Source organism: Myxococcus llanfairpwllgwyngyllgogerychwyrndrobwllllantysiliogogogochensis (assembly GCF_006636215.1).
In the GTDB taxonomy this organism is placed as follows: Bacteria; Myxococcota; Myxococcia; order Myxococcales; family Myxococcaceae; genus Myxococcus; species Myxococcus llanfairpwllgwyngyllgogerychwyrndrobwllllantysiliogogogochensis.
The window spans coordinates 1-11373 of record NZ_VIFM01000337.1 but is presented as its reverse complement, the minus strand read 5'-3'; the positions used below and the strand labels follow the sequence as shown (position 1 = coordinate 11373).

The window sequence follows — 11373 nt, the reverse complement described above, 5'->3', positions numbered from 1 at the left end:
GGGCGCGCGCGGTTCCGGGGCGCGGTTACACAAGGATGAGAGGGCCAACGCAGGGTCGGCCCCCTACCGAGGGATTTCATGCAGGGCCACGACCACGACCACGACGACATCAAGGACAAGGACGAGGTGCTCGCCCGCTACATGGCCCAGCATGGCCTGAAGAGCACGCGGCAGCGCAGCCTCATCATCGACACCTTCTTCGCCGTTGGCGGCCACCTGTCGGTGGAAGAGCTGTGGAACAAGGTGCGGTCCCAGGACGCGAAGGTCTCCGTCGCGACGGTGTACCGGACCATGAAGCTGCTCAACGAGTGCGGCCTGGCCCACGCCCGCAACTTCGGCGACGGCCAGACGCGCTACGAGGCCGCGGCGGGACGCGACCACCACGACCACCTCATCTGTACCCGGTGCGGCACGATCATCGAGTTCGAGAATGATCGCATCGAGACGCTCCAGGACGCGGTGGCCAGGAAGCACGGCTTCGCGGTGACGTCGCACAAGATGGAGCTGTACGGCCTGTGTCGGGACTGTCAGCGCGGGGCCCCCCTGCCCACGGAAGCGTGAGATGAGCGCCGCCGCGCGAGCCCTGGCCTGCATCGCCCTGCTGCTGTCACTGGCGGGGTGTCGTGGCTCGCGGCCGGTGGATGCCGGACCGGCCTTCCTCCAGTCGCTGGCCCTGCCGTCGGTGGGCCCCACCCGCCACGACGTGCGCAAGCTGCAGGGCAAGGTCGTCCTGGTCTCCTTCTTCGCGACCTGGTGCTTCCCGTGCCTGGCGGAGATGCCAACGTTGGAGGCGCTCCAGCGCGACTATGGCGCGCAGGGACTGCAGGTCGTGTCGGTGGGGATGGACCTGGAAGGCACGAAGGTGCTCCAACCCTTCGCCGAGCACTACGCGCCCCGCTACCCGGTGCTGGTGGCCTCGGAGTGGATGATCGAGGGCCGCAGCCCGTTTGGCCCCATCAAGGGGCTGCCCACCACCGTCCTGCTGGACCGGCGGGGCCGCGCGGTGGCTGGCTGGCAGGGCGTGGAAGGCCACGGCGACGTGGCGAAGGCGATTGAAAAGCTGCTGAAGCAGGACTGAGCGCGCAAAGTCGACGGGTGCTACAGGTCTGGAGCGGATTTCTTGCGGGGGCGAGGCTCGCTGGTACCGTCGACGGCGTTCATGACGGCTCGCGGAAAGCTCCTGGTGGTGGCGGTGGGTGTGGCGGGGGCCTTGAGCCTGCTGTCAGTGGCGGATGCCAAGGGCTTCCGCCGTTACCTCTCCTTGAAACAGGACGTGGGTGCGCTCCAGCAGCGCAACACCTCCCTGTCCGAGCAGAACGAGGCGCTGCGCCAGGAGATCGCCGCCCTGCGCAAGGACCCCGCCGCGCTGGAGCGGGCCGTCCGTGAAGAGCTCGGCTACGTGAAGCCGGGCGAGCTCGTCTTTCATCTGGAGTCACCATGACGTCGCTGAGCGCGTTTCCGTCGCCCGGAAGGTTGCTGCGTCATGTCGTGCGGCTGCTTCCCACCGTGGCGGGGCTGTCCACGTTCCTCCACCTGGCGCGCGGCGGCTTCCGAGGCCTGCACACGCTGGGCTGGACGGAGGCCGGGCTGGTGCTGTTCCTGCTGGTGGGCATCGCCGTGGCGGCGTGGCGCCGGGCCATGCGCGGCTCGGTGGGCGCGGTCATCGACCTGCGTGATGACCTGGAGCTGGGCGGCGGGCTGGTCGCCGCGGGCTTCATCGTCGTGGCCATTGGCGGCGGGGAGCTGTTCCCCATCGTCTATCTCTTGATGGCGTTCCTGGTCGCCTTCCTGCCGCGCAACGCGGGGCTGACGCTGCTGGGCGTGGCGCTGGTGTTCGACGCGCTGGTGACGCTGGGCGGCCCGGTGCCCAACGCGGCGAGCTTCGCGACGCACTCGGCGTTCCTCGTGCTCTTCGCCGGCCTGTACCACCTGGTGCTGGCCTCGCGCATCGCCGTGGCCCGCCGCGCGGAGAACGACGCGGTGCAGAAGCGCATCCGCGAGGTGGAGGAGCGCGCGCGCACCTTCCGCCTGGTGAGCTCCGGCACGGCGGACAGCTTCAGCGGCATGAGCTCCGACGAGAAGTGGCTCGTCGCCTCGGTGAAGGAGATTGAAGGCGCGGTGCACGCGGCGCTGGAGATCGCCGAGACGGGCCTGCGCACCCACACCTGCGCGGCCTTCCTCCTGGCCTCCGATGACCGCAGCCTCAAGCTCTACGACTGCCGCTCCGGCTCCGAGCGCGTGCAGCGCGAGCGCTTCGGCGCGGGCGAGGGCATCATCGGCGGCGTGCTCAAGCGCCGCGCGCCGGTGCGGATGAACTCCGCCCAGGGCCTCAAGGGCGTGACGTACTACGAGGGCGGCGGCCCCAATGTGCAGGCCCTGCTGGCGGTGCCCATCATCGAGGGCAGCGGCCTGGTGCGCGGCGTGCTCGTGGCGGACCGCCTGAGCCATGAGCCGTTCAGCGACCAGGACGAGAAGCTCCTGAGCACCATCGCTGGTGAGGTGCTGCGCTCCATCGAGGTCGAGCGGGTGATGAGCTACATCCGCAAGACGCGCGACGAGAAGGACCGGTTCTTCAAGGCCATCGAAGAGCTGAACCGCGCGGGCAGCCCGGAGCAGGTCTTCGTGGCGGTGCTGGAGAGCACCCGGCAGTTGGCGAGCCTGGACTTCTGCGCGGTGACGCTGGTGTCGGAAGTGGACGGCAAGCGGATGCACCGCGTGGCGCGGATGACGGGCGTGACGGCGCACGGCAAGGCGCTGGAGGGGCGCTCCTTCGCGGACAACAACGGGCTGGTCGCCAACGTGGTGCGCTACGGCGCGCCGCTGCCGGGACGAGACCTCAAGGCCATGGACAGGCAGGTCATCTTCGACGACGAGACGCAGATTCGCGGCCTGGGCGCGCTGAAGATCTTCCCGCTGGTGGCGGGGGACCGCATCCTGGGCACGCTGGTGGCGGGCTCGCGCAAGAAGGCGAACTTCGAGCAGGACGTGCTGCGGATGATCGAGGTCATCGCCATTCAAGCCGCGCAGGCCGTGCTCCGCGCGCAGCTCTACGAGCAGATGGAGCGGATGGCGACGACGGACGGCCTCACGGGCCTGTTCAACCACCGCACCTTCCAGGCGAAGGCGGACGAGATTCTCGCGCAGGCGCGGCGCTACCAGCGCAAGTGCTCCGTCGTCCTCACGGACGTGGACCACTTCAAGAGCGTCAACGACACCTATGGCCACCCGACGGGCGACCAGGTGCTCAAGGGCGTGGCGCGCATCATCAAGTCCATGGCGCGCGACACGGACGTGGTGGCGCGCTACGGCGGCGAGGAGTTCGTCATCATCATGCCGGAGACGGACGCGAAGGGTGCGTTCACCATCTCCGAGCGGATTCGCGAGGCGGTGAAGGCGGAGGTCTTCCAGACGGAGATGGGGCCGCTGCGCATCACCATGTCGCTGGGCATCGCCACCTTCCCCGACCACGGGATGGAGAAGCAGCAGCTCATCGACCTGGCGGACCAGTGCCTCTACCACTCCAAGCGCAACGGCCGGAACCAGTCCGTCACCGTGGCGCAGATGCAGGGTGGCCGGAAGCTCCAGGCCGTGGAGGCCTCGTAGTCTCCCGGCTCGGAGAGCCCCTGTCTTCGGGACTCCCCGAGCCGAGTGGAACCCGACGGGTCCGACGGCCTAGAGCGACTGGAGGAACCTCACCAGCGCGGCGCGGTCCGAGGCGTTCATCGCGACGAAGGCGTTCTTCGAGGCGTTGCCCTCGCCTCCGTGCCAGAGGATGGCCTCGGTGAGGCTGCGCGCGCGACCGTCATGCAGGTACGCCTCGCCGCCGCTGACGCCCGCCGTCAGGCCGATGCCCCACAAGGGGGGCGTGCGCCACTCGGAGCCGGAGGCGATTCCTTCGGGCAGGTTGTCGGCCAGGCCCGTGCCCATGTCGTGCAGGAGCAGGTCGGTGTACGGGCGGATGGTCTGTCCGCGCAGCTCCGCGTTCGGGTGCCAGGCGCTGGTGGTGAGCGAAGCCGCGTGGCACTTCGCGCAGCCCGCGTTCGCGAAGAGCGTCTCTCCGCGCAGCGCCGTGGCATCGCGCAAGTCGCGCCGCGCGGGCACGCCGAGCAGCGCCACGTAGCGCACCATCTTGTCCAGGTCCGCGTTGTTCAGCTCCTGGCTTGCGCCCGCGCACCCCTGCTGCGACGGACCGCAGTCACCCGTGGGGAACACGGCGTTGGTGACGCCGATATCCCGGTTGAGGGCCTCGGCCACCTGGTGCTTCAGCCGGGCGATGCCGGCCTTCCACCCGAAGCGGCCCAGCCGCGTCTGGCCCGTCTCCGGGTCGACGACGGCCTGCATGCGGCCGGAGATGCCGTCCCCGTTGCTGTCATTCGGGTCGGCGAGCCCCGCGACGGCCGTCTCCGGAACGGCCTCCAACAAGCCCAACCCCACGAGCTGCGGCGTGATTCGCGCCGAGTGGTTCGTGGGGATGACGTTGAGGAAGGTGTAGTTGGGCCTGCGCAGCTCGTAGCCCGAGCCGTCCGCGAACAGACCGGTGCTCGTCGTCCAACTGGCGATGCGCACGTCCGCCTCGGGCGTGCCGCTGGTGCTGCGCGGCTGGAGGCGGAAGCCCAGGAACGGGTCCGCCGTCACCGTGGAGCCATTCACCCGGCCCACCTTGACGACGTAGTTGCCCAGGGTGGTGTTGACCGCGGGCGGGAGGCCTCGGCCGTTCTGCACGTGGCAGGAGATGCACGAGCGGGAGATGTAGTGGGGCCCCAGCTTGTTCACCTGCGACGACATGACGGGGTTGCCTGGCTCCGAGTGGCTGCCATCGCTGAAGTCGGTGTGGTGCAGGCGGCGGCCCTCGACGAAGGGCTGCGCGTTCACCGGCGCCATGTTCAGCGCCATCTGCAGGAACCGGTTCCTCGGCTCGTTGGAGTAGGGGTAGTTCAGCGTCGTGCGTCCCCCTGACCAGCCCGCCGCGGGGAGGGCGAAGGAGTCGAGGATGGCGCCCTGGCCCTCGAACGGGACGATTCCCGCGCTGCCCACGAGGTAGAGCAGGGCGCGGCCGTAGTAGTTGAACCGACCTTCCACCGGTTGCCGAAGGAAGACGCCAGCCTCGATTTCCATGCGGTCTCCCACGCGGATGGCCCGGCCCTCCTTGGCGTTGAAGTTCACGCTCGCGGTGTAGAGGAAGTCGTTCACCCGCTCGAAGGTGCCGTTGTGGAAGTACTCCGCCACGGTGTTGAGGCCGCGGAAGAAGGCGCGGAAGTTCGTGCCGTCGTGCGGATATACCGTGTGCAGATTCACCTTGATTTGACTGCCGCCCTTGGCCACCTCGTCGATGATTTCGAGCCAGAAGGTGCGGTTCTCGAAGTAGCGCGCCAGGTAGTGGTCATAGGCCTGGTACTGAGACTCGCGCGCGTGCCTGTCGCGGACGCGGTCTCCCACGCGGGTGATGAGCGCGGTCGACGTGTCCTGCGTCGTCGCGGGTTCCAGCGCGGTACCGCTGTTGAAGAGGGGAATGATGTTCCCCACGTCGGGCGGGGGCCCGGCGTCGGGGGTGCCCGTACCGGCATCCGGAGTCCCGGTGCCGGCGTCGGGTTGCGAGGTGCCCGAGTGCGTGTAGCGTGCCCACGCCGTGTCAAAGGCGCAGTTACAGGCCACGTCCCAATACGTGAACGAGTAGTCGACGAAGTCACCGGTGTTGAGACCGCTCACCGTGAACTCGTTGCGGCCGTTGGTGACGGCCATCCTCACGTTGAGCTGCAAACCGTTGTTCACCTTGTAGTGGATGTCTGCCCACGACGTGGTGTCGATGAAGAAGATGGCGGACGAGCCAGACGGCTGAGCGCCAGAGGTGGCGGCGCTCGCGGAACTGGCCGCGCATGCCGCCATCAACAATGCCACGGCCACTCCTGTTGCTCTCTTACTCATGCGTGTTCTCCAGGGGGATCCTCCGCATGGTGGCTTCGGCTTTCTCCACCATCCGAAGGAAGTGGAGTGTTAGGCCGAGAAGCCAAGAATTCCTATGATGTTCGGAAAATTTATCTACTAGGGTTATTTTCCGGACATCCCCGACAGCTCGGACTTGCGTCCTGATGCGTTGCGTTGAGGGGCGACTGGGGCAGGATGCGCGCCGCTCATGCCCCCCGTACCCCTGGCGGTGACGACCAGCACCAAGGTGGATGCCGCGCAGCTCCAGGAGGCGAGAGCCGTCGCGGCGCGGTGGGGGCTGCCGTTCCTTCCGCGTCGTGCGAAGGAGGGCATCGCCCCCTGGCTTGGGACGAAGGTGGAGGCGCTGCTGGTGGTGGGCGGAGATGGGGTGACGCTGTGGGAGCCGGAGGGTTCCTTCGGGTTCCATGCGGGCATGGCGCACCTGCGACTCATGCGCCTGCGCGCGGGGGAGCCCGACACGTTCGTCCGGGTGGCTGAGCTCGGGGCTGGAGACTCGGTGCTGGATTGCACGCTGGGCCTTGCGCAGGACGCGCTGGTGGCCTCGCTGGCGGTGGGCCCCTCCGGACGCGTCGTCGGACTGGAGAAGAGCCTCGCGCTGTGCGCGGTGGCGGGGGAGGGGCTGCGTCGCTACGAGCGGGGGGCCGACGCGTGCGCCGTCGAGGTGGTCCATACGGACGCGCGCGAGTACCTCAGGACGCTGCCGTCCGCGTCTTTCGACGTGGTGTTCTTCGACCCGATGTTCGCGAAGCCGAAGAAGGCACAGCCCGCCTTCGAGGTGCTGCGCCGCTTCGCGGAGCATGCGCCCCTCACGGCGGAGACACTCGAAGAAGCCAGGCGCGTGGCACGCCGGTGGGTGGTGGTGAAGGGCGCGCGCTACACCGATGACCTGCGAAAGCTCGGGCTCACACCGGAGCCGCTCTCCCGCTTCTCAGACGTCGCCTGGGGGCGCGTGGCCGCCCATGCCCCGGCGAAGTCGTCCTCGTGAATCGCGACGGTGCACATCGCGGTGACTGGGATGGGTTGGAACCGTCGGCGGGACAGGGGCGTCTGCAGGGAGCCCCTTCTTTCCCCCGGACTCCTCCGTGATGCGTCATCGCTGGCTGTTCGCAATGAGCCTCCTGGCCATCGCCGCGCCTGGCCCGCAATCACCGGAGCCCAGGGCCGTGGCCGCCGTGACGAACGCTCGTGCCCGGATGCCCGGCATCGAGCGTACCTACAACCTCTTCTATTACGACGAGCGAGGGGCCCGCGGTCCGGGGGAGGATATCGCGCGACCGGCTCGGATCAGCTCCCTGCAGGGTGAGCTGCGCGTCGCGGTGGTGGGCCTTCGGGAAGGGGAAGTCGACCTGCGAGTCACCGTCCGCGCGCAGGCGTACTTCGAGTCGAGTCGTGGCTCGGGTCTGCATTCCGAGTCCTCCATCACGCAACTTCAGGCCACCGTCTACGTGCTGCTCGATGCGCGAGGCGCGGCGCTCGTGACGTACTTCGAGCCTGGGTTGGAGCCCTGGAAGCGGGACATCCTGCGGTCGATTGTCGCGGCCTCACAGTTCGTGAGGCCAGAGGTCCAGGGGGAGAAGGGGGAGACCTGGCGGACGCAGGAGCTGGATGTCACCGGGGCGTATGCGGCCCGCTATCAGCACCATCCCAGTGTTCACCCGTATCGCAAGTACCAACGGACGAAGGAGCACTACCTCCGACTCTCCAGGCCGGACGGACTGCATCCCCTCGCGGCCTCCGTGCAGGTCTCCCTGAACGCCCGGACCGACTTCTACCTGGGTGAGGACACCTGGCCCGAGCTGGTCGAGGCGCGTGAGTACCGGGCGATGACGTCGACCGTGGGGGAGGTGCCGCCCTCCGCACAGAAGCTCTCGATGACTCTGTCGCGAGTGACGTCGCGTCGCGCTCCCGAGCTCATCGGCGCGCTGGAGCTTCAACGTCCCCGCCTGGACGCCGTGCCCCTGTCCACCCGGGTGCTTGTCCCAGGTGGATGACACCGGGGCACGCGGGCGGAATCAGGAGTCAGCGCCACGCGAGTGGCCCTTCCCTGGCGCGGACCAAGGAAGGGGAGGGCGCCGTCAGTCCTTGCCAGCACCCTTGGGCGGACCCTCGCCACCCATGGGGGAGAGCCGCGCGGACAGCGCTCCGGCCTGCTCATGCGGCATCTGATCTCGCGGTGAGCGGTAGTACTGCATGGGCGAGTGGTGCAGGAAGTTGGAGACGCGGCTCGTGTAGAGGCACGCGTACTGCTCCACCTGGTAGCCGAAGCGGCTGTTCTCGTTGCCCTCCTTGAACAGCAGGCCCCAGTACGGGTTGAAGCCCTCCTCGACGTCTTCCTCCAGCGTGTCCGCGATGCCCGTCGCGTCCTTCAGCGCGCGACGCATCTTGTCCAGCTCCGACTTCAGCTGACGGCGCTGCTCCTCCACGGACTCGCGCTCGGAGGGCGTCAGCGGCTCGCGCTCCAGCCGCCGCTCCAGCAGGTTCAGCAGCGTCTTGTGGTGGTTGACCTCGTCATCCAGGCGCTCGCGGAGGATCTCCATCTGGGTGAGGGTGCCAATCTCCTCGCGCCGCGTGGCGGTGTAGGTGATCTCATCCTCGATCTCCTGCACCACCATGCACGTGCGCCACAGCGACGACTTCTTCGACTTCAGGATGTCGCCGTAGATGTGGTCGCCGACGTACAGGATGTTCTCACCCCGGTAGCCCGTGAGCTCCTCGAAGCGCGCCAGGTTGCCGCCCGAGTACGCCTTCCCCCGGTCCAACGACGTGGCCTCGCCCACGGGGCGGCCTTCCTCCGTCGACGTGTCCAGCTCCAGGAACGGCCGCGCGTCCGTGAAGAAGCCCGGCTTGCCCGCGGCCGTCACGACGACGTCGAAGTAGTTTCGCCAGCTCGGATACTCCGGCAGCTGCCCGTCCAGCAGGTACTTCATCACCGCGTCCGTGTAGTCCCACGCGGAGTTCGTCAGGAGGAACAGCCGCTTGCCGCCCGAGCGCAGCTTGTGCAACGCGGGCCCCAGCTCCGGGTCCAGGAACACGTACCGGCCCAGGTCCTTGCGAACCTCGCGCTTGAGCGAGTTGTCCCGGTGCACCGCGTCGATGGCCTCGCGGATGTCGTCGTAGAGCTTGCCGTAGTCCACGCTCTGGCCCAGCGACTCCAGCAGTTCGATGATGCCCGCGAACAGGCACGTCTCCGGCAGCGCGAACAGCGTGTCGTTCCAGGCGAACTGGGGGTTGCGCAGCCGCACGCGCTTGTTGCGGTACAGCTCTCGCGACACCTCCGGCTTCAGCGGACGCAGCCCGTGGTACGCGCGGCCCACATGGCCGAACCGGTCCATCTTGAGGATGTTCCCGTTCAGGCGATCCACCGCGAGCCCACGCATCACGAAGTGATGGTCGTAGAGCAGGTGCCCCACCAGCGGAGGGTAGTGGTACTCGCTGATGAGCTTGGCCAGCGTCATGTCGAACGACAGCTGCTCCAGCCGGCGCATGTGGTAGATGGCCAGCGTGTAGTCCATGTCGAAGCCGATGAGCTCCAGGCCAGACATGCGCAGGTTGCGGTTGACGAAGACCTCCCGCGCCCTTGGAACGGTGTCCCTGGGGGCTCGCGGGGTGGAGAGCAGCCGCGCCAGCGTCTCATCCTCGAGGAGCTGCTGGGCGTGCTGAGCCGCCGCCTCCGAGCGCGCGCGGTTGAGAGGTGAACGGAAGCTCCCGTGAAGCGGGTCCGGGGAGGGCCCGCCCGGGATGGGACGGAAGGGGGACAGGGTTGGAGCCACGGGACGTCCACACATAACACGCGTGCTGGTTCGCGGCTCGGTCCTTGAGGGCACTGGACGGGCGTGGCACGCTCAAAGGCCGCGATGCGTTCGCCTGTCCGACGTCAGCCCTCGGAGACCGCCGAGGAACTCCATGCGCGCCTGTCCACCCGGGTCGCCGCGCTCGAGGACCGGGTGCGCCGTCTGGAGGCCCGGCTGCGCGCGGCATCGCCTCGGCCCGTCGCCACCCCTCGGAGCACCTCCGGGCGAGCGGCCGAGCCCTCTAAACCGGAGTCCCGGCGAGCGCGCCCGCGCTGCCCCGGCTGTACCTTGGAGCTCCCCCCAGGCCGACGCGGCGAGTCGTGCGTCTGGTGCGGCTTCGTCTTTTCCGCAGTGACTCGCCGTCGCCCGGCGCGAAAGAAGCGATGAGCGCCACGTATCGTCTGACGGGTCGAATCGAGTCCGGAGAGCTGGCGGAGCTATACGAGGCCGTCCAGGCTCCGTCGGGCGAGGTGGTGGTGAAGCTCTTCCACCCCAAGACGTCGGACCCCGCCTACGCGCTGGACCTGGCGGAGACGACGCGGCTGCTTCAGTCCGTGCGCCACCCGGGCATCCTCCATGTCGTGGACATGGGCGTCGTGCGTCAGCGGCTCGCCGTGGTCCGCCAGGACGTGGATGGCGCCCTGTTGGGGACCGCCCTCCAGCGCCTGCACACCAAGGAGGTCCTCCTCCCCTCGGCGGTGGCGCTCTACATCGTCATCCAGTTGCTGGACGCCGTGCAGCACGCGCATGACGCGGGCGTCATCCACGGAGCGCTCACGCCCGGCAACGTGGTGCTGGGCCGGGCTGGCACGCCCGCGGTCTGCGACTTCGGCGCGATGCGCGCGCTCCTGGCCGTGCCCCAGCTGCGCAAGTCCTTCGCGGGGCGGGGCCGCGGCACCTACCGCGCGCCCGAAGTCACCCGGGGAGAGGCCGCCACGGAGGCGTCCGACGTGTACTCGCTGGGCGCCATCGCCTACGAGCTGCTCACGCAGCGCGAGCCGGTGATTCCCGGCAGCGGCGGTGTCTCCACGCGCCGCAGCGAGGGGCTGCCTCCGCCCAGCCGGTTGGATCGCCGCATCAACGCGCGGTTGGATCCGCTCGTGCTTCGCGCGCTGGAGCCCACCGCCGCGCGGCGCTTCCGCTCGTGCGCGGAGTTTTCGAACGCGCTGCGCAACTTCCTTTCGGCCAGCGGAGGCATGCCGGGCGCGGACGACGTGCGCCGCTTCGTCACCGAGCTGTTCCCCAACGAGGTCAGCATCGCGAGCCTCACGGCCCCGCCGTTCAAGGAGCCCTTCTCCCTGGAGCCCATCTCCGGCGCGGAGATGGACGACCTGGGCGCCGAGGAGCCCGAAGCCTCCATCGTCCAGCGCGCCCCCTACACCCGCGCGCTCTCGGAGACGGAGGCCCGCGCGGAGACCCTGGAGTCCGTGCCCGGCTTCGAGGAATACCGTCCCGAGGACTACGAGCCGGACATCGCCGCCGCGCCTGGCCCGAGCGCTCCGGAGCCCGAGTCGCGCCTGCCCGACGGGGATTGGACGGAGGGGACGCAGGCCCCCGGTATCGAGCAGGGCTGGGATGCGCCTCCGGGCGCCGCGCCCCCCAAGCCGCGTCGGCAGCTGGGGGCGAAGGGTGGGGGAGC

Annotated in this window: 9 protein-coding genes; 7 read left to right on the top strand and 2 right to left on the bottom strand. The window is 68.8% G+C overall.

Translation table 11 applies throughout. From position 1 onward, the window contains the following. The first annotated feature begins 78 nt into the window (after positions 1 to 78). The 4 genes from FJV41_RS44225 (at position 79) to FJV41_RS44210 (ending at position 3603) form a co-directional block, all read left to right on the top strand. On the top strand, positions 79 to 561 hold the full coding sequence (locus tag FJV41_RS44225) for a Fur family transcriptional regulator (protein WP_174455471.1): 483 nt from the start codon (positions 79 to 81) through the stop codon (positions 559 to 561). Between the two features lies 1 nt (position 562). After that, a complete protein-coding gene (locus tag FJV41_RS44220) occupies positions 563 to 1078 on the top strand; it encodes a TlpA family protein disulfide reductase (RefSeq protein WP_141648666.1) in 516 nt (171 codons plus the stop codon). Between the two features lie 81 nt (positions 1079 to 1159). Beyond that, the gene (locus FJV41_RS44215) at positions 1160 to 1441 is read left to right on the top strand and encodes an FtsB family cell division protein (RefSeq protein WP_141648665.1); all 282 of its coding nucleotides are present in this window, start codon (positions 1160 to 1162) and stop codon (positions 1439 to 1441) included. After that, a complete protein-coding gene (locus tag FJV41_RS44210) occupies positions 1438 to 3603 on the top strand; it encodes a sensor domain-containing diguanylate cyclase (protein WP_141648664.1) in 2166 nt (721 codons plus the stop codon). The genes FJV41_RS44215 and FJV41_RS44210 overlap by 4 nt, the downstream gene beginning before the upstream one ends. A gap of 69 nt (positions 3604 to 3672) precedes the next feature. On the opposite strand, the gene FJV41_RS44205 is transcribed toward FJV41_RS44210, so the two are convergent. Continuing rightward, positions 3673 to 5922 (bottom strand): di-heme oxidoreductase family protein, encoded by a 2250-nt coding sequence (locus FJV41_RS44205; protein ID WP_141648663.1) that lies wholly within the window; start codon positions 5920 to 5922, stop codon positions 3673 to 3675. Between the two features lie 208 nt (positions 5923 to 6130). Between FJV41_RS44205 and FJV41_RS44200 the strand changes: the two genes are divergently transcribed. Continuing rightward, entirely contained in the window at positions 6131 to 6928 is a 798-nt protein-coding gene (locus FJV41_RS44200; protein ID WP_141648662.1) for a class I SAM-dependent methyltransferase, read from the top strand. A gap of 97 nt (positions 6929 to 7025) precedes the next feature. Next, on the top strand, positions 7026 to 7934 hold the full coding sequence (locus FJV41_RS44195) for a hypothetical protein (protein ID WP_181791366.1): 909 nt from the start codon (positions 7026 to 7028) through the stop codon (positions 7932 to 7934). A gap of 84 nt (positions 7935 to 8018) precedes the next feature. Here FJV41_RS44195 and FJV41_RS44190 read toward each other — a convergent pair whose 3' ends face one another. Then, positions 8019 to 9728, bottom strand: coding sequence for an HAD-IG family 5'-nucleotidase (locus tag FJV41_RS44190; RefSeq protein ID WP_141648660.1), 1710 nt, complete (start codon positions 9726 to 9728; stop codon positions 8019 to 8021). A 389-nt stretch (positions 9729 to 10117) separates the two neighbouring features. Here FJV41_RS44190 and FJV41_RS44180 point away from each other — a divergent pair. Next, a partial coding sequence (locus tag FJV41_RS44180; RefSeq protein WP_181791365.1) for a serine/threonine protein kinase occupies positions 10118 to 11373 on the top strand: 1256 nt, incomplete at its 3' end.

Coding starts and splice junctions, on each gene's coding strand:
- FJV41_RS44200 (WP_141648662.1), top strand. CDS start 6,131: ATGCCCCCCGTACCCCTGGCGGTGACGACCAGCACCAAGGTGGATGCC.
- FJV41_RS44225 (WP_174455471.1), top strand. CDS start 79: ATGCAGGGCCACGACCACGACCACGACGACATCAAGGACAAGGACGAG.
- FJV41_RS44220 (WP_141648666.1), top strand. CDS start 563: ATGAGCGCCGCCGCGCGAGCCCTGGCCTGCATCGCCCTGCTGCTGTCA.
- FJV41_RS44190 (WP_141648660.1), bottom strand. CDS start 9,728: ATGTGTGGACGTCCCGTGGCTCCAACCCTGTCCCCCTTCCGTCCCATC.
- FJV41_RS44210 (WP_141648664.1), top strand. CDS start 1,438: ATGACGTCGCTGAGCGCGTTTCCGTCGCCCGGAAGGTTGCTGCGTCAT.
- FJV41_RS44215 (WP_141648665.1), top strand. CDS start 1,160: ATGACGGCTCGCGGAAAGCTCCTGGTGGTGGCGGTGGGTGTGGCGGGG.
- FJV41_RS44205 (WP_141648663.1), bottom strand. CDS start 5,922: ATGAGTAAGAGAGCAACAGGAGTGGCCGTGGCATTGTTGATGGCGGCA.